The following is a 26,216-nucleotide window of genomic DNA, read 5'->3' as shown; positions in this document are numbered from 1 at the left end:
TTAAAAGGTGTATTTAAATCCGGCGTTCACCTGGCCCTGCCACATGACATCGGCGCGGATATTCCAGATACAACGGTTGGCATCGCAAAACAGCGCATTATCGCTATTGATAAAGGTGGCATAGCCGCGGCCATCGGCAAACAAGCTGAAGTTATCGCCGAGCAGGTACTCCACCCCGCCACCAATTCCCATTGAGAAGCGTGACTCATCGGAGAAATCCCCCGACGGGCGCATCTGTGTCATGCCGACACTGACGGTAACATAGGGACGCAGATTGCCCTTGGGGAAATAGAGCGAGCCGCCCAGGTGGACGTAATCCAGCTCAAGCTTTGCCAAACGGTTGGGGTTGAACATGCCGGCGGCATGCATATCTGTGCTCTGATGGCTGTAAAGCAGGTAAACATCGCCGGGATCCCGGGTCTTCATCCCCAATATGATGCCATAGTGGCTCGAATCCTTGATGCTGATACTACCCTGGGTATTAGTATCTATATCGGTGGCATCGAGATCACTGGCGCCGAAGCTGTAGCCACCGAAGGGGGCGACGTAAATATCCGACTCTGCCCAAACAGACTGGGCCGCCATCCATGCTAAGAGTCCTGTCAATAAGATCAGCCTTGTTCGCTTCATCGCCCTCTCCTTTGTTAGATAATCATCTCATGGCGCGGTCTTGCTTTACCCTGTCGTAGGCGGCCTGAATATCCTGCGCCTTCTGTTTGGCCAGCTCCATCATCTCGGCGGGTAACCCCTTGGCGACCAGCTTGTCGGGGTGGTGCTCGTTCATCAACTTACGGTAGGCACGCTTCACCTGCTGATCCGAGGCCTGCTCATCCAGACCCAATACCTCGTAGGCATCCTTGATGGAGGTCTGTTGACGGCCATGGCGCTGGAAGTTCACTTCCGCCTGCCAGCGCTTGAGCAGCTCGTCGAGTTGCTCGCGGCTAAAGCCCAGCTCCTGCGCCACGGTTAAGAGTATGGCATGTTCTTTGGCATCTAGCTTGGCGTCCGACAGGGCGGTTTGGATCTGGATCTCCAGAAACATCTGCAGCAGCTCCCGCCGCCCCATGGAGATCAATCTGAAGGTGCGCAGCGATGCCTTAAGGTCGAAATCGGCGGCCTTGCCCTGGGTAAAGGCTGCCTGGGCCTCGCGGCGGGCATCGCCACTCAGACGCATCTGATCCATCAGCGCCGTCGCCAAGCGAATATCATGTTCTGTCACCTGGCCCGAGGCCTTGGCCACGTGGCCCATCACGGCAAAGGCGGTATTGAAGAACAGCGCCTGGCGATCGCTGCCCTTACCCATCAACTGTTCCACCTCGCCACGCTTCTTGTCATAGAGGTGGCCGAGCCAGAGACCTATGAGTCCGCCTATGATGCGGCCAAACATGAAACCTATGGCAAAACCGAAAAACTTACCCCAAATCTTCATCTAACAACCCTTTATCTAACAACCTTTCATCTAAAACCTTAGTCTTTGATACTAGGCCCTTAACTCGGCGTCCAGTGACTCAAGCCTTTCCAGTGTGCCCACGTCGCACCACAGATGCGGGTAATGCTCACCGCCGATCAGCCCCTGCTGCATCTTGGCTCTTAACATAGGCGCCAGGCCAAAACGGCCACTAGGGGCACCAGCGAAAAAACGCGGATGATAGATGGCCATGCCGGAAAAAGTCAGCTTAGGCTCGTCCTCGTCATTCACCTTGCCATCCCTCAGGGCAAAATCGCCCTCTGGATGCTGCTTAGGGTTATCCACCAACCAGAGGTAGGCCTCATGCTCGCTCATCAGCTCGGCAATCTTTGCCGTATTGAGCGCGGCATCCAGCGCCATCCCCTTAACGCTTGGCAAGCTGTCGATATAGACATCGCCATTGAGCACCAGAAAAGGCTCATCCCCAAGCAGAGGCAAGGCCTGCTTGATACCGCCGCCCGTCTCGAGTGCCTCTGTTTCTGGGCTGTAGCTGATGTTCACGCCCCAGGCGCTGCCATCTCCCAGACTGGCCTCGAGCTTGTGGCCCAGCCAGGCGTGATTAATCACTATCTCTGTGATGCCAAGGGTTGCGAGACGCTCTATGTGATAGACGATGAGCGGCTTGCCCGCGACTTCTGCCAGCGGTTTAGGCAGGGTGTCGGTCAGGGGGCGCAGGCGTTCACCGCGCCCGGCGGCGAGTATCATGGCCTTCATCTCAGCGCCTCCGTCTTGCTTGCCAGTTGTGACAGCTTGTCGCTCGTTATCTGCGGCATCACCTCACGCCTTAACCAGGCAACAAACGGCTCAAACTCAGGATATTGCGCGCCTATGTCGCACACATAACTTAGAGTCAGGGGAATATCTTTAAGGTAGCCCGGCTTGGCGTCGCGATAGTTGAGGCGGCAGAAGATCCCCGCGGCCTTGAGGTGGCGCTGCATCCCCATGAGATCGAACCAACGGCGATACTGGCTCAAGTTCACTTCATCGCCTAGGCGGCCCAGGGCGCGCATCTGATTATAGTGCTGCTCAAGCAAGGGCTCGACCACGTCGAGCGGCCAGCGCACATAGCAGTCGCGCAGCAAGGAGACGACGTCATAGGTGATGGGACCTAAGACAGCATCTTGAAAGTCGATCACCGCCAGCTCGTCATCACACAACATGAGATTGCGGCTGTGATAGTCCCTGTGCATGCCCACCTTGGGCTGCTCGGCGACGTTATCGATAAGCAGGTCGAAACAATTATCGATTATCTGCCGGGTCTGGCTATTTAGCCTCAGCTTAAGATGATGTTCGAGCAGCCACTCGACGAAAATATTCAGCTCTCGCAGCACGAAGGCGTCGTCATAATCGGGCAAGGGCTGCCCCGCCGCCGAGGTGATGGTCTGCAGCTTATCGAGCAGCCCAAGTGCCTTGCCATAATAATGCCCGACATTGTCTAGTGTGAGCACCTCAAGCAGCTGGGTATCACCGAGATCCGAGAGCAGCAGAAAGCCTTGGGATAGGTCGGCGGCCTTAACCTCAGGTGCCAGTATGCCATAGTCATGATAGGCGTTTGCGAGGGCGATAAAAGGGGCGACGGGCACCAGATCCGGCGGCGAGTCCATGGCAATAAACGTCTGGCTTAGATACTGGACACGATAGTAGCTGCGAAAACTTGCGTCACCGGAAATTAAGGCGACTCGCGCCTCATCGCCTAAAGTTCGCGCTATCCATGAATTAAGGGCAAGAAATCTTGGATCTGACAAGGGCACCTCATGGCTCTTAGAAGAAAATTGCTTTATTATAAAGCAAAATAGAAACAGCAATTAAGATGATTCTATCTCTTTTGCTAAGTTGCTTCCCAAGGGGGATGCAACTATTCTCACCGATAACTTGTCTAGACTAAGAAATCACAAAAACGATAAAAGATGCATATCCGTTACTTATTGGCATTGGCGCTACTCCCGCAGCTAGTCTTGGCAGACGAATCGGAAACCACTCCCGCGCCCGGTGCCCAGTGTCTGGTGCTCCCGCCTGTTCCTATTCCTGAGCCCAGCACAGACGAACGTCCCCTAGATCTGCAGCAGATTAAGATCGTTTCCGACTCATCGGCAGCTAAGATGGGTGATAAGGCCAGTTTCCAGGGAGATGTGACATTCAGCCAAGGCGGCCGCCATATCGCCGCCGACAGCGCGGTACTGGATCAGGCTAACGAGCGCCTGGATGCCAACGGCAACCTGGTGTTCCAGGACAATATGTTTACCGTCACGGCCGACTCTCTCAGCGCCGAGATGCGCAGCAACAGCGCCCAACTTAAGGGTGCCCAATATTGGCTCCACGGTCAGCAGATCCACGGCGAAGCGGAAAACCTGGAGATCACCCAAGACAACAACCTGCACCTGTCGAACACCAACTTCACGACCTGTCCGCCGGGCGATAGCTCTTGGCTGCTTGAGGCCGAAACCATCAAGATAGACAGCAGCGAAGAGTGGGGGGAGCTTTGGGATGCCAAGCTCAAGATAGGCGATGTGCCCGTCTTCTATCTGCCCTACATGACCATTCCCGTGTCGGAGAAGCGTAAGTCAGGCTTCCTGTTCCCCTATTTCAGCACCAGCACCACCAATGGTGTCGAGGTTGCGACCCCCTACTACTGGAATATAGCGCCAGAGTATGATCTCACCTTTACTCCGCACTATATGTCGGCCCGCGGCCTGTTCCTAAAGTCGGAATTTCGCTATCTCGCCGGCGAGGCCCAGCAGGGGCAGTTGAATGTGGAATACCTGAGCAATGACGATCTGGTGCCCAACCGCGCCGACCGTTACCTCTACCACTGGGAGCATCAGGGGGCCATCGCCGACAACTGGCGGGTACTGGCCAACTTTACCGATGTATCGGACAACAACTACTTTAACGATCTGCCCTCAGACGTGCTGCGCGCCACCGACAACCAGCTCTCTCGCATAGGCGAAATCGCCTATTTCGAAGATAACTGGGACATGTCAGCCCGGGTGCAGGATATCAAGGTATTGGGTGAAGAAGAGTCTCCCTACCAGGTGATGCCGCAGATAGGCTTTAACTATCGCGCCCCAGGTTTCTGGCAAGGCCTTGACTTCAACCTCATGGGGGAAGCCAGTAACTTCCGCCATAAAGAAGATCAATATGCCACCGCCAGCCGCCTGCACTTCGAGCCCAGTGTCTCACTACCGATCCACGGGCCAGCCGGATCGCTGACCAGTGAGCTTAAGCTGCTGCAGACCAACTATTGGCAGGACACCAAGAACTACACAGGCACTGAGCCGCTGGACAGCTCGGTAAGCCGTACCCTGCCCCAGGTGCGTATCCACGGTCAGATTAATTTCGAGCGTTTCACCGACTACTTCGACGCCAACTACCGTCAGACCCTGGAGCCACAGTTCCAGTACCTGTATGTCGGCTATGAAGATCAGTCCAACATAGGCATCTATGACACTGCGCTGCTGCAGGAAGACTACTACGGCCTCTTCAGGGATCGCCGCTTCTCGGGTCTGGACCGTATCGCCGACGCCAACCAGATGACACTGGGTTTGACCACCCGTCTGTTTGACGACCATAACCTTGAGCGCTTCAAGTTCAGTCTGGGTCAGATCTACTATTTCGAGGACAGCAAGGTTGGCATTACAGATCCTTCCCGTCCCAACGAGATCTTTAAGCAGGAAAATACCTCAAACTCAGTGCTGGCAGCGGAGCTCAACACCCAGCTCTACAGCGATTGGTTCTTGAGCGGCGCCATTCAATATGACACCAAAAACAAGAACAACAAGAAGAGTGAGGTCACCCTGGATTTCCGCCCCGGAGTCAACAAGCTGTTGCAGCTCAGCTACCGTTATGTGCCCGATTTAGTTAACAGCAACACCAACGAATCTGTTAATGTGTCGCAAACAGGCTTGCGTACGGCTTGGCCGATCAACGACAACTGGTATATCGTGGGCAACTGGTATTACGATCTCAATGAGAAACGTAGCGTCGAGACCTACACAGGATTTCAATACGAATCTTGTTGCTGGGCGGTGCGCTTAAGTTATCATTACCGCATAAAAACCAACTATGTGGACAACCTGGATCCCACGTTCAACGACAGGGAGCTGTTCGAAAGCGGCTTCTACCTGAACTTTGTGATCAAGGGATTAGGTGGCTCCGGCCCGCTTGGGGTATCGGACATGCTTAACGATGGCCTGTTTAACTATCGCAAGCCGCTCTACCTGAAGAACTAGTTTTGATATTTTAATCGGCTTTGCGCTGAACCTAGATACGGACTTGTAGTCCAATCAGAATAGTCGAATTAGATACTCGGTCGACACCTGTGTCGACCGACCTGAATATGCCAAGGATTTTTGTGGATGAAACCCTGTAAACAACTGATTTTTGCTTTACTTACACTGGCGATGAGCCACGGCGCGATGGCCGAGAACGTGCCCCTGGATAGGGTGACGGTTCAGATCAACGAAGGCATAGTGCTGGAAAGCGAAATCGTCAACATGTTGAAGACAGTCAAAGCCAACGCAAAAGCCGCCGGCCAGTCATTACCTTCTGACAAGGCGCTACGCACTCAGGTGATCGAGCGTCTGATCGTGACCCGTCTGCAACTGCAGATGGCCGACCGCATAGGTCTGCACATCGGTGACCTGCAACTGGACCAGACAATCGAGAACATCGCCAAGGAGCAGAAGATGACTCCTGAGATGATGCGCGAAAAGGTCGAAGCCGAAGGCATGAGCTGGAGCCAATACCGCGAGCAGCTGCGCGAAGAGATCACCCTGGGCGAGATCCAGCGTATTCAGGTACAGCGTCGTATCCAGGTCTCTCCACAGGAGATCAACAGCCTGGTTAAGCTAATCGAAGAACAAGGGATGCAGCAGGTGGAGTACCAGATCGGTCATATCCTGATCGAGGTGCCAAACAGCCCCAACAGCGAACAACTTGAGGCCGCCAGCAGCCGTGCCAACGCCGTACTCAAGCGCCTACAAGACAATGCCGACTTCAAACAGACTGCCATCGCCTCTTCTTCTGGCCCTAAGGCGCTAGAAGGCGGTATCTGGGATTACATGAACGTCAATGAGATGCCAACCCTGTTCGCCGAGCTTTTAGTCGGTGCCAAGACGGGTGACATCATAGGCCCAGTGCGCAGCGGCGCCGGTTTCCACATCATCAAGGTGATGGATGCCCGCGGCCTGCAGACCAAAGAAATTGACGAAGTACGTTCACGTCATATACTGATCAAGCCGTCGCCAATCCTGTCGGAAGAGCGTGCCAAGGCGATGCTCGACAAGTTTGCGGCCCAGCTAAGAAGCGGCGAAGCCGACTTTGCCACCCTGGCCCGTCAATACAGCGAAGATCCAGGTTCGGCGGCCAAGGGCGGCGAACTGGGCTGGGCAGACCCTACCGTCTACGTACCTGCCTTCGCACAAACATTGGGCGCACTGAAGATCAACGAGATCAGTGAGCCATTCCGTTCTAGCCACGGCTGGCACATAGTGCAGCTGGAGGAGAGACGTAAGACGGATGCGACAGATAAATTTAACACTAATCGGGCGCACCAGCTCATCTTCCGCCGCAAGTTTAATGAAGAATTACAAAACTGGCTGGATGAAATGCGAGCAGAGGCTTACATTGAAGTATTCGATGCCGATTTCAATCGAGGTTAATCATATTGACGACTAAACGCATCGCCATCACACCGGGAGAACCTGCCGGTGTGGGCCCAGACTTAGTCATTCAACTTGCTCAGCGCGCTTGGCCCGCTGAGCTTGTTGTTTGTGCCGACCCCACTTTGCTGACCAGCCGCGCCAAGCAGATCGGCTTGCCGATCCAGCTGCGCCCCTTCCAGCCCAATCAGGCGCCTAAGCCGCAGGAAGCCGGTACCCTGACCATAGTGCCCTTCCCCCTGGTAAAAGAAGCAGTGTGCGGTAAGCTCGATGAACAGAACAGCAGCTATGTGATCGACACCCTGGCCTATGCCGGTGAGAAGAACATGAATGGCGAGTTCGACGCCGTGGTGACAGGCCCTGTCCACAAAGGGATCATCAACCAGGCGGGTATCCCCTTTAGCGGTCATACCGAGTTCTTTGCCCACCAGGCCAACTGTCAGGATGTGGTGATGCTGCTCGCAGCCCCGGGCCTGCAGGTGGCGCTGGTCACCACACATATTCCGCTGGCCTATGTGTCTAAGGCGATCACCCGTGACCGTCTGCATCAGATCATCAAGATCTTGCACAAGGATCTGGTGACCAAGTTTGCTCTGGATGATCCTAAGATCTATGTCTGTGGCCTCAACCCCCATGCGGGCGAAGATGGCCACCTGGGCCGCGAAGAGATCGATGTGATCATTCCCGCGCTCAACGAGCTGCGTGAGCAAAATATGAATATCGTCGGGCCACTGCCTGCCGATACCCTGTTCCAGCCAAAGTATCTGGAAGATGCCGACGTGATCCTCGCCATGTATCACGATCAGGGACTGCCGGTACTGAAATCCCAAGGCTTTGGCAGCTCGGTCAATATCACCCTAGGCCTGCCCTATATCCGCACCTCGGTCGACCATGGTACGGCACTGGAGCTGGCCGGCACAGGCAAAGCCGACATCGGCAGTTTTGTCTGCGCGCTAAACAAGGCTATCGAACTAGCCACCAAGAATGAGTCACTTAAAGAGTAGTAATGAGTAATAAAGTACATTTAGGCCACACGGCGAGAAAACGTTTCGGACAAAACTTTTTGACCGACAGCAATGTGATCAATCGTATCGTCGGCGCCATCTCGCCCGATAACGATCACGTGATGGTCGAAATTGGCCCAGGCCTGGCGGCGCTTACCGAGCCGGTAGCCGAAAGCATCGACAAACTGACCGTGGTCGAGCTGGATAAAGATCTGGTTGAGCGTCTGCAGACACATCCGTTTCTCAAGGACAAGCTGGAGATCCACCAGGGCGACGCGCTGAAATTCGACTTTATGCAGCTGGTCGAAGAAGGCAAGCAGATGAAGGTGTTTGGCAACCTGCCCTACAACATCTCTACGCCGCTGATGTTCCACCTGTTTGAGTTTGCCGAGCATATCGAGAATATGCACTTCATGCTGCAAAAAGAGGTGGTATTGAGGCTGTCTGCCGCCCCAGGCACCAAAGCCTATGGCCGTTTGACCGTGATGGCACAATATTTCTGTCAGGTGATGCCGGTACTCGAAGTGCCACCAGGCTGCTTCACGCCGCCGCCAAAGGTCGACTCTGCCGTGGTGAGACTCGTGCCCTACAAAGAGAAACCTTACCCCTGTAAAGATGTGGATCTGTTGAGGCACCTGTGTACTACGGCCTTTAACATGCGCCGTAAGACACTGCGTAACAACCTCAAGCAGTTGTTGAACGATGACGACTTCAGCGCGCTGGGCATAGATGCCAGCATGCGCCCTGAGCAGATCACAGTGCAGCAATATGTCGCCATGGCCAACCATCTGGTCGATAAACGCCAAGCCTAACCGTGACGGAGGCGCTGTGCGCCTCCCACCCGTTAACCTTTAGGGATCCGAATGAAACAACTCGAATCCTCAATCAGGATTGAGGTCAAAACCGACTATATCGAAGAGCAATCTTCGCCCGAAGAAGAGAGATACCTGTTCAGCTACACCATCACCATCATCAACTTAGGGGATGAAGCCGTCACCCTGAAGAGCCGCATGTGGTGCATCACAGACGCCAATGGCCATGAGAGTAAGGTCGAAGGCGCAGGTGTGGTTGGCGAGACCCCCACCATCAAGCCTAATACCGCCTACCAGTACACCAGTGGTACGGTATGCGAGACGCCCTTTGCCGTCATGCAGGGCTACTATGTGATGGTGACCGAAAAGGGTGAGACCTTCAAGGCCCCCATCGCCCCCTTCCGTCTAGCGGCCCCCGGCCTGCTGCATTAATTCGACACAGCGAGCCGAGAGCATCTATGGCAACATACTTCGTGGGCGATATTCAGGGCTGTTTCGATGAGCTCCAGGCCCTACTGGCCAAGGTGGACTTTAACTCTTCCAAAGATGAGCTCTGGGTGGTCGGCGACATGGTGGCCAGGGGCACCCAATCCCTGGAGACACTACGTTACCTCAAGGGGCTTGAGGGCTCGGTAAAACCTGTGCTGGGCAATCACGACCTGCACCTGATGGCGCTGCATGGCAAGGTGAAACGGGTCAACCCCAAGGATAACCTGGGCGCCCTGTTGGCGGCGCCGGATCTCAACCAGCTCATCGATTGGCTCAGGCTACAGCCACTGGCCCGAGAACATAAAACCCACTCTGTCTTGATGGCTCACGCCGGCATTCCGCCCCAGTGGGACGTTAAAACCGCCCTCAAGGAGTCGCGCAAGGTACAGGAGGCACTGGCAAGAGATGACTATATCGAGCGCCTCATCGCCAAGATGTACACCAACTCCGTCAGCGAATGGTCACCCGAGACCAAGGGACTCAAGCGCCTCGTCTATACCATCAACGCCCTCACCCGGATGCGCTTTCTCCACAGCGATGGTCGATTAAACTTCGATTGTAAGCTGCCGCCAGCGAAAGGCGAGAAGGAAGGCTTGATCCCTTGGTTTAAACAATCAGGCCGGGCCATGAAAGGCCATACTTTGGTCTTCGGCCATTGGGCGGCCCTGATGGGAGAGGTGAACCTGCCAGGATTGCAGGCACTGGATACCGGATGCTGCTGGGGACAATATTTAACCCTCTGGCATCTTGAATCGAATCAAAAAATTACCCAAAATAAGTTAAAAAAGAGTTAAACTAGCCCTTAGCTTGGCCGATAAAAAAATGAGCGGATATCACCGCCCTGCCCTGAGAATATGTTATGTAATTAGGGATATAACAACAAAAACCGGAGTGCCCTATGAAATTGAATGTCGCCACTCGAGTCATCGGTGGATTTAGTGTCGTCACCTTACTGCTTATCGTCTTAGGTGTGGCGTCCTTGGTCACCAACGACAACATCAAGAGCAGCACCCTCGTTTTGCAAGACCTGAGCCTTCCCGCCCTAAAGAGCAGCAATGGCCTGACACAGAATCTTGCACTGCAAGAAAAGCAGCTACTGGTGGCCTTCCATAGCAAGCAATCCAAAGAACTGCCTCAGGTTCGCAGCCAATTCACCAGCCTCAGCAAAGGCTTTATCACCGAACTGGATCAACTCAATCGTATCATTCAAGGCCACGAGGATAATCTTGGCGGCCAGATCAAGTCACTCAGGGCCAACTACCAGTCGTTCAACGACAACAGCCTCAAGATGATGCAGGCCAGAGAGCAGTCGCTGCAGACTCAGGAATCTTTGGTCGACAACCTGGAAAGTCTCGAAGGCGCCGCCGATGATACCGCATCACTACTACTGGACCTTATCGATCTGGAGACCAGTCAAGATCCCACAGAACGTGAAATAGCCGCCACCGCCAGCAACATAGACAACAGCTTCAGCAACCTGATCACCAGCAGCTATGACCTGGTCAATGCCAAGGAGAAATCCAAGTACGAGACCATACTCAAGGAGCTGGACTACATCATCAGCGAAGCCCAGAACAAGCTGGAGTATGTGAGCCGTCACTGGGAAGGCGTCATCGACCAAGAGATGTTAGACAACATCAACACGGAAGCGAGCAAGGTGTTCACCATGCTCAACGGCCCAGACTCGATTCTTAAACGCAAGGGTCAACAGCTGGATTTTAACCTGCAGGCCAGTCAACTGCTTAATACTGTCGAGTCCAATGCCACCGCCGTTAACCAGAGCATGGGCAGCCTGAACAAGGCAATCGAGTCCACCTCTCAGGCCGTTAGCGTCAAGGCGATCGACGAGATCGACAGCGCCAGCTATAAGACCCTGGCACTGGTCCTGATCGCCATCGTCGTGGCCGTGCTGGTGAGTATCGCGGTGATCCGCCCACTTAAGAACTCACTCGATAAGGTCAACAACGCCCTCAATATCCTGGCGTCGGGTAACCTGACCCATAAGCTGGACGATAGCGGTCATGACGAATTTGCCGAGCTGTCGCGCAACTGTAACAGGTTAGTCGACAGCTTGCGTACCCTTATCCAAGGCATACTGGACCGCTCTAACCAACTGGCTGCCGCCGCCGAAGAAACCTCGGCCATCACGGCGCAGACTACCGCAGGCATTCAGGAGCAGAAAAACCAGGTCGATCAGGTGGCAACCGCCACGACCCAGCTCAGTTCAAGCGCCATGCAGGTGAGCACCAGTGCCGATGAGGCCCTGAATCAGATCAGACAGGCCGATGAAGAGGCGCAGCATATGCGTGCCATCGCCGATGAGAATAAGCGCACCATTCTGGCGCTAGCGGACGAAGTCGCCAAGGCGAGTCAGGTGATCAACAAGGTTCACTCAGACAGCGCCTCCATCGGCTCGATTCTGGACGTTATCCGTGGCATCGCCGAGCAGACCAACCTGCTGGCGCTGAACGCCGCCATCGAAGCCGCCAGGGCCGGTGAACAGGGCCGAGGCTTTGCCGTAGTGGCCGACGAGGTTCGCAGCCTGGCATCTCGCACCCAAGACTCGACCCAAGAGATCCAGCAGATGATTCAGGTGCTGCAACAGGGCACCCAGGAAGCCGTTTCCGTGATGGAACTGGGCCGTCAGCAGGCCAACAGCTGCGTCGAGAAGACAGAGCAGGCCAACGTCGCCCTGGAGAGCATCAGCAATGCGGTACACTATGCCCATGACTCTGGTACTCATATTGCCAATGCGGCTCAGGAGCAGAATCTGGTGAGCCAGCAGGTATCTGAGAAGCTAGAGCATATCGCGGCGATCTCCGAAGAGACGGCCACAGGCGCCGATCAGACGGCACAATCTAGCCATCAGGTGGCCCAGCTTGCCGAAGAGCTCCAGGCCTCTGTGGGCGAGTTTAAGGTGTAAAAGCTAAAGACAAAGCTAAAGACAAAGCTAAAGACATAGTAACGCCTTTAAACAGATACAAAAAACCGGACTTAAGGTCCGGTTTTTTAATGCTTACTCGAAGCGTTTTGGCAGATTAGTTGCCGGCGAGGCGTTCCTTGATTGCCGCGGTAATAGGGCTACCGCCGTGGCCGTTACCCTCGGCCCATTCGACGACCGTCAGACCATCGGCTTCCTTGACGCTCAACTCTTCGGTGGAGAGACGCTTGCTCATGAACTCGCCCACGTCGTTGGCACCGCTAATCATGGCGAAACGCAACAGGCTGTTGCCATCACAGGTCACCCCTTCATACACGTTGCGTAGCTTAACGCGCGCTTCTTTCAATTTCTTACGTAAACGGTTTTTATCATCGGCCTGAACATAGTTACAGATATTGGCAACGAGTTGATCGTTGGCTTGAACTGGCGCTGGAACGGTATAAACAGAGGCTGCAATCACCACAGCTAACGTAGTCGGTAAAAAACGCATCGGGTACTCCTATAATATTTATTATTTTTTTCAGTAGGCTATCACTAAAGTGACGGCCTAAAGACAACTCGGGGCAACACCATAAGTTAACATTTTTTTGCCAAATTGATAAAGCGATATTCCAAACCTTTATCATTTATGTGAGATTCACTGTCGAGCAGCTGCCAACTGCCATCATCCCACTCCGGGAAATGGGTATCGCCCTCGACATCGAGATTGATCTCGGTCAGATACAGGCGATCCGCCTGAGGCAGTAGCTCTGCATAAAGCTGACCACCGCCTATTACCACCAACTCCTCACAGCCCTGCACCAATTCCTTGGCCTGTTCGAATGAGGTCACGCAGGTCACGCCCTCGATAACCAGATCTTCTTGTCGGCTCACCACCAGGTTGTGGCGTCCAGGCAAGGGTCTGCCGATGGATTCGAAGGTCTTACGGCCCATGACCACAGGCTTGCCTAGGGTCATCTGTTTAAAGTGGCGCAGGTCTTCTGGCAGGTGCCAGGGCATCTGATTATCTTTGCCGATAACCCGGTTATTTGCCATCGCGGCAATCATAGCTATTTTCATGGGCTCTCCAACGGTCTTGTGCCGTCTGTAGGGTTTAGAATTAGATCACTGGGCGGGTACGAAAATAGAGCAGACTGGGCATGGCGAGTCCGACAGATAACGCCCCTAAGATGAAGATGGTCTTCAAGCCATTGCTGATCACCTCGGCGGTCAGCTCTGGGCTCACCTCAGACTGGGCAGACAGCTGCACCAAGGCAATCACTGTATTGTAGGCATAGGTTCCCGGGATCATAGGGATGATCGCCGCCACGGCGTACATCAGCGGCGGTGCCAGATGTTTCTTGGCAAAGCCTATGGTTAACACCCCGACCAAGGCCGCCGCGGCGAAGGTACACCACTCAATCGGCATGCCGAAATGCAGCAGCAAGGTGCGCAGGCTGTGACCAAGGGCGCCAGCCAGGGCGCAGTATGGCAGGAAGCGTTTGGGCACATTGAACACCATGGCGAAACCCACCGCAGGAACAGCCGAGAAGGCCGCATCATTTAGCAGCTTGAGCAGCAGCTCCATCATAGGAAGAGTCCTCCCAGTTGCATGGCGATGGTGATCCCTATGACGGATGAGACGGTCAACAGGGTGGCGTGGCCCCAACGGGAGATCCCCACATTAAGGTGCCCCTTTACCATATCTGAGATGGCGTTGATCATGGGAAAACCCGGCACCAACATCAACACGCTGGCGGCCATCGGCAGCTTAGGGGTATCGGTCAGTTGCAGGTGATAGCCCATCTGCGCCACCAAGGTGGTAATAAAGGCGGTCACGGCAAAGTTCACCAACAGATTGAAATGATGCTTGGCGATGGCCAGACGCACCGACATGCCCACTGATGCGGCCAGTATGGTGATCAACACCGCCATGGTATCGCCACCAAACAGGTGGCAGAAACTGCCACAGGAGAGGCCGATCATGGGCACCAGATAGCGCCTAGGATAGCTCTTTGGCTGGATCCGCGAGACACGTTTGCGTACCTCGTTGAGGCCGTAGATCCCCTTCTCCGTCAACAGACAGATGCGCTGCAGCTCGCAGATGATGGTCATATTGATGCCATGCTCGCGAATGCGCCGGGTAGTGGTGATACAGCGACCATGCACCAGGCTGGTCAGTACCAGAGAGTTAGAGGAGATGGAGATCTCGACACTGGCGAGACCTAATGCCTGACCCAGGCGCTGGCTGATCTCTTCGACGAGGTCGGACTCAGCACCATAGGCCAGTAAGAGTTGAGCAACCCGGACAACCTGCCGGGTAATATCATTTTGAGTATCGGCGTACACAATTCTCTCAGAATGAAAGGGGTAACTTAATAAACTTACCTTTGATAGATGATTTCGACATCATAGTCATCATCATCGAAGTCGTCGTCGAAGTCATCATCATAGTCTTCGTTGACCACTTCCTGGGTCTTCTGATGATAGTTGTCCCACTTGAACTCGACCTCTGCATCGGGATCTTCCTCGACCTCTGGTGGCAGAGCATCGATAAAGTCCATCAGCTTGAGCGCCAGTTCCTGCGTGCCTTCGCGGTTGTAGGCCGAAATACAGTAGACATCACCCTGCCAATCCAGCTCTTTGACGATGCGATCGACGCGCTCTTGCAACTCCTCTTCGAGCAGCAAGTCAGTCTTGTTGAACACCAACCAACGTGGCTTGCTTGCCAGCAGCGGCGAGTGCTTCTCTAGCTCACCCACGATGGCCCGAGCGCTGTCGACGGGATCGCTGCCATCGATAGGCTCGATATCCAGGATATGCAGCAGCACACGGCAACGCTCGAGGTGCTTAAGGAAGCGAATACCCAGGCCTGCCCCTTCGGCGGCGCCTTCGATCAGACCGGGAATATCGGCGATCACAAAACTTTGGCCATGTCTTGGTGTCACAACCCCCAGGTTAGGCACCAGTGTGGTAAATGGATAATCGGCAACCTTCGGCTTGGCACGAGACACTGAGCGAATAAAGGTCGATTTACCGGCGTTAGGCATACCCAGCAGACCCACATCCGCCAACAGCATCAGCTCGAGTCTCAGGCTACGCACTTCACCTGGGGTGCCCAGGGTCTTCTGACGCGGCGCACGGTTGGTACTGCTCTTAAAGCGAGTGTTACCCAGGCCATGGAAGCCACCTTTAGCCACCAACAGCTTCTGACCATGAGTCTTGAGATCCCCAAGCGCTTCCTGGGTCTCTTCATCGACGGCGCGGGTCCCGACTGGCACCTTTAGAATGAGATCTTTACCGCCATGACCGGTACAGTCGCGTCCGCGACCATTCTCACCACGCTCGGCAAAATGGAAACGCTCGAAACGGTAATCGATCAGGGTGTTGAGGTTTTCATCGGCCTGCAGATAAACACTGCCGCCGTCACCACCGTCACCGCCATCTGGGCCGCCATCGGGCACATATTTTTCGCGTCGAAAACTAACGCAACCACTACCGCCATCACCAGCTTCGACTCTGATCACGGCTTCATCGACAAACTTCATACCAACTCCAGGCGCCAAACAATAGACCGATTATACTGCCTATCGAAACTTACCGCCAAAAAACAATGATGCAACTGCCCCAGCACAAAGCGGCGGAGACAATATTGGACTGGTGCTGGAGCGGTATACAGGCTCTTTCACCAGTAATGATTCTTCATAAACAATAAAGCCCCACCAGAGGCAGGGCTTTAGAAACTAGCTTGGGTAGCTAAGTATTAAGCTTCGATGCTAATGAACTTGCGGTTCTTAGGACCTTTAACTTCGAACTTAACTTTACCGTCAGTTAGTGCAAATAGAGTATGGTCACGACCGATACCTACGTTAACACCTGCGTGGAACTTAGTACCACGTTGACGAACGATGATGTTACCAGCTAGAACTGATTCACCACCGAAACGCTTAACACCAAGACGTTTGCTTTCTGAATCGCGGCCGTTACGAGTAGAACCGCCAGCTTTTTTATGTGCCATTAGTTAGACCCCTTATTAAGCGTTGATAGCTGTAATTTTAACTTCGGTGAACCACTGACGGTGGCCCATCTTCTTATCGTGGTGCTTACGACGACGGAACTTAACGATAGTTACCTTCTCGCCACGGCCATGGCTGATCACTTCAGCTACAACCTTACCACCTTCAACTAAAGGTGCACCAACGTGTACAGTTTCACCATCTGCAACCAAAAGAACTTGGTCGAATTCGATAGTTTCGCCTGTAGCAACTTCTAATTTTTCTAGACGTACAGTATGGCCTTCAGCAACACGGTGTTGCTTACCACCACTTTGAAAAACAGCGTACATAGCTATTTTACTCCGATATTTCTAGCACGCAGACCCTTTTTGTTTGGCTGGGTGCTATAAAAGCTTTAATGACAATGGTCGCGGAGTTTACGCTAAGTTCGCCTGGCTGACAAGTCCTAATTCACTTTGATCAAAAAAAGATCGGAATTACTCGCACAATACTCTTCTGCTACTGTCAGGCGAGGCATTTTTAGGTAGAATCTAATAATTATAACATTTTCGCCTTAATTTGGGCTGTCTGAATTACCTCGCAACCCTAAAAGTAGAGCCATTATATGGATTTGAATGCCATTCGTCAGCTGGCAGACGCTGATATGAAAGCCGTCGACCAACTTATCTATAAGCAGTTGGAATCGGATGTCGCCCTTATTAATCAACTCGGATTCTACATCATCAATGGCGGCGGCAAACGCATGCGTCCACTGCTCTCTATCTTGGCCGCCCGCGCCATCGCCTATGAAGGTGAAGCGCATCTTAAACTGGCGGCAATCGTTGAGTTTATCCATACCGCGTCTCTGCTACACGACGACGTGGTCGATGAGTCTATGCTTAGACGCGGCCGGGAAACCGCCAACGCCCTGTTCGGTAACAGCGCCAGCGTATTGGTAGGTGACTTCCTCTATACCCGCTCTTTCCAGATGATGACAGAGCTGAAGAGCATGGAGGTGCTTGAAGTACTCGCCGATGCCACCAACGTACTGGCAGAAGGCGAAGTATTGCAGCTAATGAACTGTAACGACCCAGACACCAGTGAAGAGAGCTACATGCGGGTGATCTACTGCAAAACGGCGAAACTATTTGAAGCCGCCACCCGTCTGGCAGGCGTGCTGGCCGATAGCAGCATAGAAGTGCAGACTGCACTGGCCGACTATGGCAAGTATCTGGGCACCGCCTTCCAACTCACCGACGACCTACTGGATTATACGGCCGATACCGAGGCCCTGGGTAAGAACATAGGCGACGACCTGGCCGAGGGTAAGCCTACCCTGCCGCTTATCTACGCCATCGCCAACGGCAACGAGCTGGAGCGTCAATTGATTCGCGATGCGATCGAGAAAGGCGACGGCACTGAGCATATCGATACCATATTAAATGCCCTTAAGCAGTGTGGCGCCCTGGACTACACAGAGAAACGCGCTCAGGAAGAAGCAGAGAAGGCGATACGCGCATTAGATCTGCTTCCCGATAGCGACTATAAGCAGGCCCTGATATCGCTGGCGAGAATCGCCGTGGCGCGCGATCACTAATTAGCAGACAATTAGTTCCTAATCAGTCTTTCGCCTCTCGATATCAAGGTAAAAGTTACCCATAAAAAAATGGAGCCAATTGGCTCCATTTTTTATTAAGGACTAACTAAAGGCTTAGCCTAGCCTTATTTTACGAAGTCGACACCAAGTGCGATATCGGCTTTAAGCGTATCTAGCATAGCATCACGTGCGTTGGCTTCGAACTCGCTAACCTCACCATAGGCAAGTACCTGCTCGATACCGTTCTTACCCAGTAGTACAGGTTGCGCGAAGAAGTCAGCATGCTCGCTGCCACCATCGACATAGGCACACTCAACAACGTTAGCTTCGCCCTGTAGGCCACGAACCAGTGACAGACCGAAACGACATGCCGCCTGACCCATAGACAGAGTCGCGCTACCGCCACCCGCCTTAGCTTCAACCACTTCGGTACCCGCGTTCTGGATACGAGTCGTCAGTGCAGCCACTTCTTCATCAGAGAAGCTTACGCCTTCGATTTGAGACAGTAGTGGCAGAATAGTCACGCCGCTGTGTCCACCGATTACATTCACTTTAACGTCGGCAACGTCCAGACCCTTCGCTTCGGCAACGAAAGTTTCAGAGCGGATCACGTCAAGGGTAGTCACACCGAACAGACGGTTCTTGTCGTATACACCGGCAGCCTTCAGTACTTCTGCAGCGATAGCGACAGTAGTGTTAACTGGGTTAGTGATAATACCGATCAGCGCCTTAGGGCAAGTTGCGGCACACTTCTCAACCAGGTTTCTCACGATACCCGCGTTGATGTTGAATAGATCTGAACGATCCATGCCTGGCTTACGTGCAACACCAGCAGAGATCAGTACCACGTCGGCACCTTCCAGCGCTGGCGTTGGATCTTCACCCGCAAAGCCCTTTACTTCTACAGCAGTCGGGATGTGGCTTAGGTCAACGGCAACACCAGGTGTGACTGGCGCGATATCATAAAGGGATAGTTTTGAACCGGCAGGCAGTTGAGTTTTGAGTAGTAGGGCAAGAGCCTGGCCAATACCACCGGCGGCACCAAGTACAGCAACTTTCATAGTTATCTCCGTTAATTCTTGGATATTATGTGATATAGATCTAGATTTACCGATGGCGCAACATTACTGGAATCACGGTAAAAATTCAATTATCCCTTAGTCGTGTGGCCAGATAATTTCAATTTCTCCCAGCCAACTGCCATTTACAGACCATTTAAGTTATACTGCCCGGCCTTGCCTGCGACCACTTACCGCTCCAACCACCCCGTAAACCTGAATTTTTATTCACACAATCCGAATAACGCTTGACTAATGGCGCAAAAATATTCAAAATAACCCAGTTTTTTGAATATAAGAATAATTCGATATGCAAGCCAATAAAAATCAAGACGAACTTGTAAAGACCTTTAAGGCTATCTTGAAAGAGGAGCGTTTTGGCTCCCAGAGCGAGATAGTCAACGCCCTGCAGTCCGAGGGCTTCAACAACATTAACCAATCCAAAGTCTCACGTATGCTGAGCAAGTTTGGCGCCGTGCGCACCCGCAACGCCAAGCAGGAGATGGTCTACTGCCTGCCCGCCGAGCTTGGGGTCCCGACGGCCGGCAGCCCACTGAAAAACTTAGTGCTGGATGTCGACCATAATCAATCTATGATAGTGGTCAGAACCAGCCCAGGTGCGGCCCAGCTGATCGCCAGACTGCTGGACTCTATAGGTAAGCCAGAGGGCATATTGGGCACCATCGCCGGTGACGATACCATCTTCATCTGCCCTTCCAACATTCAGGAAGTGGACAAGACGCTCGAGACGGTCAAGTCGCTGTTTAACTACGCCGATTAGTCCGCTTCGCAAGGATAGCCTAGGCCATCCCCCGAGAGACACCCTTTAGCCTGTTTGGGCAAAGGGTGTTTTTTTACCCACCTTTTACCTAGATTTTACTCACCCTCAAATTGAATACTATATATCTGATAGGATACACTGAGTCCAAACCATCCCCTCTGTCACCCGATGGTTAAGGACCCGAGATGAATAACAATAAGATAATCAATATCGACAACCTTTGCTGGGAATCTTGGCAACACTCAGATCGATACGCCAGTCATCAAAAACATATCGGCGATGCCGCCGGTTGTCAGCAGATCGGTGTCACCATGGAACGACTTGAACCCGGCAAACTCTCCTCCGTCGCCCACTATCACACCAAGGAAGAGGAACACCTCTACGCGCTGCAAGGCGAAGCCACCCTGTATATCGACGGTGAACCTCACCCCTTTAAGCAAGGCGACTATATCTGTTTTACTGCAAATTCAGGCATCTCCCATACCCTGAAAAACGAATCCGAAGCCGACTTCCTGTTTCTGGTGCTGGGCAATCGCGATCCCCATGATGTGGTGGTGTACCCGGAACACAATAAGGTGCAGGTGCGCTCCATCGACGAGATCTATGCCAAGCGCCCCACCAACTACTGGGATCCCGACCGTTAATTCAACGTTAAGCGGGCACAAAAAAACACACCTTAGGGTGTGTTTTTATTGGGTTAGCGTCTAGCTACTAGACGCTGGTCACTTTGAGGAATTCAGATTGAGAGACTCATATTAAGCGACTGTTCAAGAGAACCGCTATGCCTTAATCCTCGAACTCTAATCCTCGCACTCTGCCTCTCGCTCCATGAAATCAAGCGACGGGGCAAAAAATGCCGAGCCAGTCAGTGCCTGGGTAAAGTGCATCAGGTGATCGTGGTTCCCCTCGCCGTCGCCATGGACCATGCTGCTCAGCATCTTCTCGAAATGCACCGAGTTGCGACAGACTGAGATAAACATCAGCCCCTGCTCCCTCATCGACCCGTAAGGCATACTCTGACGCAGGATCTCCATCGACTTACCGTCGGCATCCTTCAGATTGACCCGCTTGATATGGCTGGTAAGTGGCTTGTCCTCAGACGCATACTCGATATTGTCTATCTTGGTGCGGCCTATGATATCTTCCTGCTTCTTCTGCGATAGGCGGTTCCACTTGCTGAGGTTATGGGCAAACTTCTGCACATGAATATAGCTGCCGCCACGGAAATATTCGTCTTCGTCGCCTACTAGGGCCACATCCTGACGGTGACGCCCTTTAGGGTTCTCAGTGCCGTCGACAAATCCGGTTAGATCCCTGGTATCCATAAATTGGAATCCGCGCTCCTCATCCACCAGCTCTACCAAATCTTCAAACATCTGACACACCTCGTTGGCCACCAGATGCAAGATATCGTAACGATCGCAGCGCAGATGCACGAAGAGATCATACTCATGGGCCGGTGCATCGCGATTGTCGGCATGCATGGCCGGGAAAGGCTTGAGCTGTGAAGGACGACGCCCTGGATACAGGCTATCCCAATAGTTGGCACCTATGGCCACGAAACCGTTGAAGGCGCTGTCGGCATACTGGTCGGCCAATTCATAGATATACTGAGCGACATTGGCGACGCAGGGACGCAGCTGAGACTCGACGCCGTCGTTGGCGTTGAACATCAGATACACGCTATGTAAATTTCCTTCGGCACACACACCCAGCTGTTCACGTGGCATAACCAGACTATCCATAAATAAACCTACCTTTCGTCAGTCTCAATTTCGGCGTTATTATCCGAAACTTTAGCGATAATTAGTATTACACAACCCACAAACCGTTAAAGCGAAACGTCATTTACCGGCTAGATTAACTTTTTTTTAAGTTGGCAACCATAGCCAGACGCAAATGCCCTTCACAAAAGTGTTACATAGGCTAGCTTAGAAGAGCACCGCCGGATGAGGCGTCACCGACAGGCCAACCTTCTGCCCAGGGCTAAAATGGTACAGGGGCGAGCGCACTGCCAACATCTCCTCGCCAATCAAGATGCTGTAGTGGCACAGATTACCGAGGAAGCGCCGCGCTATTATAGTGCCCTCACCTTGCTCATCTCCTGCCATCTGCAGCTGCTCCGGACGCAGCAGGAGCTCGCCGCGATATCCGGCCGCTTTGGGCAAATCACTGCTGCTTTGTACCTCACCCAGCAGGGTCTGTAACCGGGCCCTATCTTTCACCTCACAGCTAAGATAGTTCACCTGACCGAGGAATTCCGCCACATACTTATCCGCTGGCTCGGCGTAGAGGCTCTCAGCACTGCCATACTGAGCTATGGCGCCATCCTTGAAGAGCGCCAGCTTATCGGCGAACACGAAGGCCTCATCCTTGCTGTGGGTTACAAACACGGCGCTTACCCCGCGCTGCTTTAAGATCTCGCGAATCTCCACCATCATCTCTCCGCGCACCTTAGCGTCGATATTGGAAAAGGGCTCATCGAGCAGCAGAAGTTCTGGCTCATAAGCAAGCGCCCGGGCAATCGACACCCGCTGCTGCTGACCCCCCGAGAGTTCGTGAGGATAACGGCCCCCTAAGCCCTCTAGCTTCACCAGCGCCAGCATCTCACCCAGCCTCGCCTGTCTGGCGGCCTTATCCAAGCCTTTCACCCCGAACAAGATATTCTCGGCCACTGTCAGGTGAGGAAACAGGGCGTAGTCTTGGAAAATCATCCCGACCTCTCGCCGCTCGCTAGGCACAAACGTCTCGGGTCCAGAGAGCAGTCGGCCATTGATGCTGATACGCCCTTGGGAGATAGGCTGCAGCCCAGCAATCGCCTTGAGGAGCGTGGTCTTGCCACAGCCACTTGGGCCGAGCAGGGCGGCAATTTCTCCCTGATGCAGCACAAGATCTAAGCCGCGCAGAATCGTCTGCCCCTGATAATCGCTGTGAACCTGTTCTATGGTAAGTGTCGACATATTAGTTACCTTGCTCCAAGGAGCGATTGAGATAGATAAGCGGGACTAACCCCACCAAGACGATCACTATGGCCCCCAGGGCGCCCTGCTCGAGCTGTTCGTCTGAGACAAACTGGTAGACATAGGTGGCGAGATTCTCAAACCCCACGGGCCTGAGCAGCAAAGCTGCCGGCAGCTCCTTCATACACTCGATAAAGACCAGCAAGATGGCGGCGAAGATGCCGCTGCGCAGCAGTGGCAGATGGATCCGCGATAGAATGGCACTGGGCCTCATCCCCATGGTGACCGATGCCATATCCAGCGAGGGACTGATCTGATTATAGCTGTTTTCTATGCTGCCGATGGCGATGGCAGCAAAGCGGATCACAAAGGCAAAAATTAATACAAACAGGGTGCCACTGAAGATGAGTCCTGGCCCACTCTGGTCGAAATACGCATAGAGATCGTTGACCGCGAAATCAAGAAGGCTCAGAGGCACCAAGACGCCTATCGCCAGCACAGTACCCGGCAGGGCATAGCCCGTCGAGGCCAGACGTGACGGCAGGATATCGATTTTTCTTGGGCTGCAGCGCCGGACAAACATCAAGAGCAAGGCAAACACCACAGTGACTAGACTAACCACTAGGGCAATGATCAGGCTGTTGAGACTGTATTCCCAGAAGGCCTGATTCCAACTGACATCAAAATAATCCCAGGCATACCCCAGCAAGACCCATACCGGCAGGCCGAAGGCCAACAGCAGCAGCACAGCGCAATAGCCCGCGGCGAGCCAAGCCTTGAAACCCGATAGCGCATATCGTTCGTGGGAGGTTATCGGCGTCTGTTTCTGAAACAGCTGCTGTTTACGCCGGGCAAATCGCTCGGCACCGATCAGGCAGAAGACCACCAGCAGTATGATGGCTGAGAGTTTGGCTGCCGCCGCCAGACTGCCGTATCCCAGCCAGGTATCGTAGACAGCCGTCGTCAAGGTAGGCACGGCAAAGTAGCTGACGGTAGCGAAATCGGCGGCCGTCTCCATCGCCACCAGCGCCGCCCCCACCGCCAAGGCGGGCCGTGCCATAGGCAAATTCAGTCGCCAGAAACTGCGCCAGGGCCCTGCCCCCATCACTCTGGAGGCGTGCAGCAGGCTTGGCGACTGCTCCATGAAGGCGGTGCGCGCCAGCAGATAGATATAGGGAAACAGCACCAGTGCCAGCATCACAGACGCACCGCCCAGGGTGCGCACATCGGGAAAGTAATAATCCGTAGGCGACAGCCAGCCATTGACTTGCCGCAGCCAGGCCTGAACCGGCCCGGCATAATCCAGCAGGTCCGTATAGACATAGGCCACCACATAGGCCGGCATGGCTAGTGGTAGCAGCAACGCCCACTGAAACCAATTGCGTCCGGGAAAATCACAGCGGGCCACGCACCAAGCCGCAGGCACGGCGATCAGCAAGGCGCCCAGGCTGACAAACAACATTAAGGCCAAGGTGTTGAAAATATAGGTCGGCAGGACGGTTTGCATCAGGTGACCGAATACCGCCTCATCTGGCACCATTGCCTGTATGCAGATGGCTCCCAGCGGTAGGGCGAAACAGATGGCGGTCAGATAGCTTAGGGTCGACCAGGATTTGGGAAAGCCTAAAATCATAGAAAATCTCAATAAAGCGAGTCAGGCCATTATCTATGACCAACTTAAATCTAAGCTTAAACGCAAACGATTATTAATTGAATAGTGACCCATGCGGCATAAAAACGAGATAGCCTTCCCTAAGGAAGGCTATCTTTTAAGCAACGACCGCCTAGCACTAGAGATCGAACTTGACCTGATCGAGCAACTTCACCGCCGCGCCGTGATACTCGGCCAGCTTGTAAATGGGCAGCTCATCGGCCTTATAGTCACCCCAGGAGGCTACCAGTTTAGACGGCTTCACATCCACCTTGACTGGATATTCCATGTTAAGTTCGGCATAGGTCTGCTGCGCCTGTTGACCCGAGAGGTATTCCATCAACTTGATGGCGTTCTCACGCGCTGGGGCATACTTAGCCAGTGCCATGCCAGAGACATTGATGTGAGCACCGCGATTTTTCTGATTCGGGAAGTTAATGTTGACCGCCTCGGCCCAAGGCACCTGCTTAGGATCTTGTAACATCTTACCCAAGTAGTAGCTGTTACCTATGGCGATATCACACAGTCCCTCTTTAACCGCCTTCACCTGCGCCCTGTCGTTACCCTGTGGCTTGCGGGCGAGGTTTGCCTTAACGCCTTCCAGCCAGGTCTTGGTATCTGCCTCACCATGATGGGCGATCATCGACGCCACCAGAGAGATGTTGTAGGGGTGCTTACCGCTACGGGTACAGATCTTGCCCTTAAATTTAGGATCCGCCAGATCTTCATAATCGATCTCCAAAGGGCCGAGACGCTCCTTAGAAGAGTAGATATTTCTCACGCGTTTCGTCAGGGCAAACCAATCGCCATTGGGCGAGCGAAGATTCGCAGGAATGTTCTGCGCTAAGGTCTCGCTGTCGACCGAGGCCACCAGCCCTTTATCCGCCAACTCCATCAAACGGGAGAAATCTGAGGTGAGCACGAGATCCGCAGGTGACAGACGTCCCTCGCGGGCAATTCGCTCGGCAATGCCCTGTTTGGCAAAAACCAGATTGACCTTGATGCCAGTCTCTTTGGTAAAGTCGGCCAAAATGGGATCGATTAGGAAAGCCTGTCGGTAAGAATAAACAGTGACGCTGTCGGCCGCATTGGCCATTGAAGTGACACAAGCAAAACCCAGAACAGCCAAACGTTTCATGAATCTCATGCAATACTCCGCGATAAAGTTAATGATAATAATTATCAATTGCGACAAGAGTAATCAATCTGGCAGGAAACGGCAAGTGAGATCCATCAAAATTTACGAGACCGCTCATTTTGACCAAAAAAGCCTCGCTGACTAGACTCAAAGGACTCGGCCACAAAAAGGATCTCATATGTTTCTGGAAATTCTCGCGCTGATACTCGCCGTCATTCTTATTTTATTCCTGTTTAAACATAGATTTACTCGGGTACGAGTCAGGCGGGCCCGCAGGGCCGCCGGGCCGCAGGCCAACCTGAGTGCTAGGATGATCAGCGAAGAAGTTCCCCATGCGCCGACGCACAGCCTCAATACCAGCCATCCCTATCACTGTGTCGAGATCGTCAACGAAGAGGGCCTGTGTGGCAGCGCGAAGAAATTAAGAGGCAAACGATTCCTCTCCAAAGACGCACCAACACTACCACTTCCCGGCTGCAGCGAGGGTGAATGTAGCTGCCGATATCTGCATCATGAAGACAGGAGAGAACAAACTGACGATAGGCGGGTCGACTTCGGTGTGACCCGTGAACTCTATGGTGTGTTTGGCGAGCCCAACAGGCGCAGTCAACCGGCTAAGGGACGGCGCCATACTGATACTCGCCACTAACAGAAAAGCACCAACGGCTCCTCACTACACCCAA

General features: G+C 53.4%; 27 protein-coding genes. 11 read left to right on the top strand and 16 right to left on the bottom strand.

Annotated features, from left to right (window positions below; genetic code table 11):
• The 4 genes from K0H80_RS04485 to K0H80_RS04470 are packed head-to-tail and all read right to left on the bottom strand — an operon-like array spanning position 1 to position 3,219.
• A complete protein-coding gene (locus tag K0H80_RS04485) occupies positions 1–630 on the bottom strand; it encodes an outer membrane beta-barrel protein (protein ID WP_220073241.1) in 630 nt (209 codons plus the stop codon).
• Positions 631–652: 22 nt separating this feature from the next.
• A complete protein-coding gene (djlA, locus tag K0H80_RS04480) occupies positions 653–1,429 on the bottom strand; it encodes a co-chaperone DjlA (protein WP_220073240.1) in 777 nt (258 codons plus the stop codon).
• 51 nt (positions 1,430–1,480) lie between these two features.
• The gene (gene murU / locus K0H80_RS04475; RefSeq protein ID WP_220073239.1) at positions 1,481–2,182 is read right to left on the bottom strand and encodes an N-acetylmuramate alpha-1-phosphate uridylyltransferase MurU; all 702 of its coding nucleotides are present in this window, start codon (positions 2,180–2,182) and stop codon (positions 1,481–1,483) included.
• Positions 2,179–3,219: an aminoglycoside phosphotransferase family protein gene (locus K0H80_RS04470; RefSeq protein WP_220073238.1), complete on the bottom strand. Its 1,041-nt coding sequence runs from the start codon at positions 3,217–3,219 to the stop codon at positions 2,179–2,181. The genes murU and K0H80_RS04470 overlap by 4 nt, the downstream gene beginning before the upstream one ends.
• Before the next feature lie 156 nt (positions 3,220–3,375).
• Here K0H80_RS04470 and lptD point away from each other — a divergent pair, with 156 nt between their 5' ends.
• The 7 genes from lptD to K0H80_RS04435 all read left to right on the top strand — a co-directional run bounded on the left by lptD (position 3,376) and on the right by K0H80_RS04435 (position 12,356).
• Positions 3,376–5,697, top strand: a complete 2,322-nt coding sequence (lptD, locus tag K0H80_RS04465) for an LPS assembly protein LptD (RefSeq protein WP_220073237.1) — start codon at positions 3,376–3,378, stop codon at positions 5,695–5,697.
• 126 nt (positions 5,698–5,823) lie between these two features.
• Complete coding sequence (gene surA / locus K0H80_RS04460; RefSeq protein ID WP_144200845.1) at positions 5,824–7,128, top strand: peptidylprolyl isomerase SurA; 1,305 nt, start codon at positions 5,824–5,826, stop codon at positions 7,126–7,128.
• A 5-nt stretch (positions 7,129–7,133) separates the two neighbouring features.
• The gene (gene pdxA / locus K0H80_RS04455; protein ID WP_011864686.1) at positions 7,134–8,132 is read left to right on the top strand and encodes a 4-hydroxythreonine-4-phosphate dehydrogenase PdxA; all 999 of its coding nucleotides are present in this window, start codon (positions 7,134–7,136) and stop codon (positions 8,130–8,132) included.
• 2 nt (positions 8,133–8,134) lie between these two features.
• Positions 8,135–8,944, top strand: a complete 810-nt coding sequence (gene rsmA, locus K0H80_RS04450; RefSeq protein ID WP_144200841.1) for a 16S rRNA (adenine(1518)-N(6)/adenine(1519)-N(6))-dimethyltransferase RsmA — start codon at positions 8,135–8,137, stop codon at positions 8,942–8,944.
• 51 nt (positions 8,945–8,995) lie between these two features.
• Positions 8,996–9,376 (top strand): Co2+/Mg2+ efflux protein ApaG, encoded by a 381-nt coding sequence (gene apaG / locus K0H80_RS04445; RefSeq protein ID WP_220073236.1) that lies wholly within the window; start codon positions 8,996–8,998, stop codon positions 9,374–9,376.
• A 26-nt stretch (positions 9,377–9,402) separates the two neighbouring features.
• Complete coding sequence (locus tag K0H80_RS04440) at positions 9,403–10,227, top strand: symmetrical bis(5'-nucleosyl)-tetraphosphatase (protein ID WP_220073235.1); 825 nt, start codon at positions 9,403–9,405, stop codon at positions 10,225–10,227.
• Positions 10,228–10,331: 104 nt separating this feature from the next.
• The gene (locus tag K0H80_RS04435; RefSeq protein ID WP_220073234.1) at positions 10,332–12,356 is read left to right on the top strand and encodes a methyl-accepting chemotaxis protein; all 2,025 of its coding nucleotides are present in this window, start codon (positions 10,332–10,334) and stop codon (positions 12,354–12,356) included.
• Positions 12,357–12,471: 115 nt separating this feature from the next.
• On the opposite strand, the gene K0H80_RS04430 is transcribed toward K0H80_RS04435, so the two are convergent.
• The 7 genes from K0H80_RS04430 to rplU all read right to left on the bottom strand — a co-directional run bounded on the left by K0H80_RS04430 (position 12,472) and on the right by rplU (position 16,698).
• The gene (locus K0H80_RS04430; protein WP_011864681.1) at positions 12,472–12,864 is read right to left on the bottom strand and encodes a DUF3718 domain-containing protein; all 393 of its coding nucleotides are present in this window, start codon (positions 12,862–12,864) and stop codon (positions 12,472–12,474) included.
• Between the two features lie 86 nt (positions 12,865–12,950).
• On the bottom strand, positions 12,951–13,433 hold the full coding sequence (gene folA, locus K0H80_RS04425; RefSeq protein WP_220044418.1) for a type 3 dihydrofolate reductase: 483 nt from the start codon (positions 13,431–13,433) through the stop codon (positions 12,951–12,953).
• 40 nt (positions 13,434–13,473) lie between these two features.
• Positions 13,474–13,944 carry a threonine/serine exporter family protein gene (locus K0H80_RS04420; RefSeq protein WP_011864679.1) on the bottom strand — a complete coding sequence of 157 codons (471 nt, stop codon included), beginning with the start codon at positions 13,942–13,944 and terminating at the stop codon, positions 13,474–13,476.
• Positions 13,941–14,702 (bottom strand): threonine/serine exporter family protein, encoded by a 762-nt coding sequence (locus tag K0H80_RS04415; RefSeq protein ID WP_144200831.1) that lies wholly within the window; start codon positions 14,700–14,702, stop codon positions 13,941–13,943. Before K0H80_RS04415 ends, K0H80_RS04420 begins: the two co-directional genes overlap by 4 nt.
• 35 nt (positions 14,703–14,737) lie before the next feature.
• Positions 14,738–15,901, bottom strand: a complete 1,164-nt coding sequence (gene cgtA / locus K0H80_RS04410; RefSeq protein WP_011864677.1) for an Obg family GTPase CgtA — start codon at positions 15,899–15,901, stop codon at positions 14,738–14,740.
• A gap of 215 nt (positions 15,902–16,116) precedes the next feature.
• Positions 16,117–16,371 (bottom strand): 50S ribosomal protein L27, encoded by a 255-nt coding sequence (gene rpmA, locus K0H80_RS04405; RefSeq protein ID WP_011864676.1) that lies wholly within the window; start codon positions 16,369–16,371, stop codon positions 16,117–16,119.
• Positions 16,372–16,386: 15 nt separating this feature from the next.
• On the bottom strand, positions 16,387–16,698 hold the full coding sequence (rplU, locus tag K0H80_RS04400) for a 50S ribosomal protein L21 (RefSeq protein ID WP_011864675.1): 312 nt from the start codon (positions 16,696–16,698) through the stop codon (positions 16,387–16,389).
• Positions 16,699–16,973: 275 nt separating this feature from the next.
• On the opposite strand from rplU, the gene ispB reads away from it, so the two are divergent.
• Entirely contained in the window at positions 16,974–17,945 is a 972-nt protein-coding gene (ispB, locus tag K0H80_RS04395; protein ID WP_220073233.1) for an octaprenyl diphosphate synthase, read from the top strand.
• Positions 17,946–18,070: 125 nt separating this feature from the next.
• Here the strand turns inward: ispB and mdh are convergent, their stop codons facing one another.
• Positions 18,071–19,006, bottom strand: coding sequence for a malate dehydrogenase (mdh, locus tag K0H80_RS04390; RefSeq protein ID WP_220073232.1), 936 nt, complete (start codon positions 19,004–19,006; stop codon positions 18,071–18,073).
• A 307-nt stretch (positions 19,007–19,313) separates the two neighbouring features.
• On the opposite strand from mdh, the gene argR reads away from it, so the two are divergent.
• Both argR and K0H80_RS04380 read left to right on the top strand, forming a co-directional pair.
• Entirely contained in the window at positions 19,314–19,784 is a 471-nt protein-coding gene (argR, locus tag K0H80_RS04385; RefSeq protein ID WP_011864672.1) for a transcriptional regulator ArgR, read from the top strand.
• Positions 19,785–19,969: 185 nt separating this feature from the next.
• The gene (locus K0H80_RS04380; protein WP_011864671.1) at positions 19,970–20,428 is read left to right on the top strand and encodes a cupin domain-containing protein; all 459 of its coding nucleotides are present in this window, start codon (positions 19,970–19,972) and stop codon (positions 20,426–20,428) included.
• A 156-nt stretch (positions 20,429–20,584) separates the two neighbouring features.
• On the opposite strand, the gene K0H80_RS04375 is transcribed toward K0H80_RS04380, so the two are convergent.
• From K0H80_RS04375 to K0H80_RS04360, 4 genes are all read right to left on the bottom strand, one after another.
• On the bottom strand, positions 20,585–21,529 hold the full coding sequence (locus tag K0H80_RS04375; RefSeq protein WP_220073231.1) for a Dyp-type peroxidase: 945 nt from the start codon (positions 21,527–21,529) through the stop codon (positions 20,585–20,587).
• Positions 21,530–21,715: 186 nt separating this feature from the next.
• Positions 21,716–22,744 carry an ABC transporter ATP-binding protein gene (locus K0H80_RS04370; RefSeq protein WP_220073230.1) on the bottom strand — a complete coding sequence of 343 codons (1,029 nt, stop codon included), beginning with the start codon at positions 22,742–22,744 and terminating at the stop codon, positions 21,716–21,718.
• A 1-nt stretch (position 22,745) separates the two neighbouring features.
• Entirely contained in the window at positions 22,746–24,377 is a 1,632-nt protein-coding gene (locus K0H80_RS04365) for an ABC transporter permease (RefSeq protein ID WP_220073229.1), read from the bottom strand.
• A 157-nt stretch (positions 24,378–24,534) separates the two neighbouring features.
• Positions 24,535–25,542, bottom strand: a complete 1,008-nt coding sequence (locus K0H80_RS04360; RefSeq protein WP_220073228.1) for a Fe(3+) ABC transporter substrate-binding protein — start codon at positions 25,540–25,542, stop codon at positions 24,535–24,537.
• A 169-nt stretch (positions 25,543–25,711) separates the two neighbouring features.
• Between K0H80_RS04360 and K0H80_RS04355 the strand changes: the two genes are divergently transcribed.
• Entirely contained in the window at positions 25,712–26,182 is a 471-nt protein-coding gene (locus K0H80_RS04355; protein WP_220073227.1) for a hypothetical protein, read from the top strand.
• Positions 26,183–26,216 lie beyond the last annotated feature (34 nt).

The organism is Shewanella aegiceratis (assembly GCF_019457495.1).
GTDB classification, from domain to species: domain Bacteria; phylum Pseudomonadota; class Gammaproteobacteria; order Enterobacterales; family Shewanellaceae; genus Shewanella; species Shewanella loihica.
This window is presented reverse-complemented; position numbering and strand designations above follow the sequence as displayed.

What these genes read in the sequence shown, in the direction of transcription:
- K0H80_RS04485 (WP_220073241.1), bottom strand. Translation starts at nt 630, where the DNA reads ATGAAGCGAACAAGGCTGATCTTATTGACAGGACTCTTAGCATGGATG.
- djlA (WP_220073240.1), bottom strand. Translation starts at nt 1,429, where the DNA reads ATGAAGATTTGGGGTAAGTTTTTCGGTTTTGCCATAGGTTTCATGTTT.
- murU (WP_220073239.1), bottom strand. Translation starts at nt 2,182, where the DNA reads ATGAAGGCCATGATACTCGCCGCCGGGCGCGGTGAACGCCTGCGCCCC.
- lptD (WP_220073237.1), top strand. Translation starts at nt 3,376, where the DNA reads ATGCATATCCGTTACTTATTGGCATTGGCGCTACTCCCGCAGCTAGTC.
- surA (WP_144200845.1), top strand. Translation starts at nt 5,824, where the DNA reads ATGAAACCCTGTAAACAACTGATTTTTGCTTTACTTACACTGGCGATG.
- rsmA (WP_144200841.1), top strand. Translation starts at nt 8,135, where the DNA reads ATGAGTAATAAAGTACATTTAGGCCACACGGCGAGAAAACGTTTCGGA.
- apaG (WP_220073236.1), top strand. Translation starts at nt 8,996, where the DNA reads ATGAAACAACTCGAATCCTCAATCAGGATTGAGGTCAAAACCGACTAT.
- K0H80_RS04440 (WP_220073235.1), top strand. Translation starts at nt 9,403, where the DNA reads ATGGCAACATACTTCGTGGGCGATATTCAGGGCTGTTTCGATGAGCTC.
- K0H80_RS04435 (WP_220073234.1), top strand. Translation starts at nt 10,332, where the DNA reads ATGAAATTGAATGTCGCCACTCGAGTCATCGGTGGATTTAGTGTCGTC.
- K0H80_RS04430 (WP_011864681.1), bottom strand. Translation starts at nt 12,864, where the DNA reads ATGCGTTTTTTACCGACTACGTTAGCTGTGGTGATTGCAGCCTCTGTT.
- folA (WP_220044418.1), bottom strand. Translation starts at nt 13,433, where the DNA reads ATGAAAATAGCTATGATTGCCGCGATGGCAAATAACCGGGTTATCGGC.
- K0H80_RS04420 (WP_011864679.1), bottom strand. Translation starts at nt 13,944, where the DNA reads ATGATGGAGCTGCTGCTCAAGCTGCTAAATGATGCGGCCTTCTCGGCT.
- cgtA (WP_011864677.1), bottom strand. Translation starts at nt 15,901, where the DNA reads ATGAAGTTTGTCGATGAAGCCGTGATCAGAGTCGAAGCTGGTGATGGC.
- rpmA (WP_011864676.1), bottom strand. Translation starts at nt 16,371, where the DNA reads ATGGCACATAAAAAAGCTGGCGGTTCTACTCGTAACGGCCGCGATTCA.
- rplU (WP_011864675.1), bottom strand. Translation starts at nt 16,698, where the DNA reads ATGTACGCTGTTTTTCAAAGTGGTGGTAAGCAACACCGTGTTGCTGAA.
- ispB (WP_220073233.1), top strand. Translation starts at nt 16,974, where the DNA reads ATGGATTTGAATGCCATTCGTCAGCTGGCAGACGCTGATATGAAAGCC.
- mdh (WP_220073232.1), bottom strand. Translation starts at nt 19,006, where the DNA reads ATGAAAGTTGCTGTACTTGGTGCCGCCGGTGGTATTGGCCAGGCTCTT.
- argR (WP_011864672.1), top strand. Translation starts at nt 19,314, where the DNA reads ATGCAAGCCAATAAAAATCAAGACGAACTTGTAAAGACCTTTAAGGCT.
- K0H80_RS04380 (WP_011864671.1), top strand. Translation starts at nt 19,970, where the DNA reads ATGAATAACAATAAGATAATCAATATCGACAACCTTTGCTGGGAATCT.
- K0H80_RS04375 (WP_220073231.1), bottom strand. Translation starts at nt 21,529, where the DNA reads ATGGATAGTCTGGTTATGCCACGTGAACAGCTGGGTGTGTGTGCCGAA.
- K0H80_RS04370 (WP_220073230.1), bottom strand. Translation starts at nt 22,744, where the DNA reads ATGTCGACACTTACCATAGAACAGGTTCACAGCGATTATCAGGGGCAG.
- K0H80_RS04365 (WP_220073229.1), bottom strand. Translation starts at nt 24,377, where the DNA reads ATGATTTTAGGCTTTCCCAAATCCTGGTCGACCCTAAGCTATCTGACC.
- K0H80_RS04360 (WP_220073228.1), bottom strand. Translation starts at nt 25,542, where the DNA reads ATGAGATTCATGAAACGTTTGGCTGTTCTGGGTTTTGCTTGTGTCACT.
- K0H80_RS04355 (WP_220073227.1), top strand. Translation starts at nt 25,712, where the DNA reads ATGTTTCTGGAAATTCTCGCGCTGATACTCGCCGTCATTCTTATTTTA.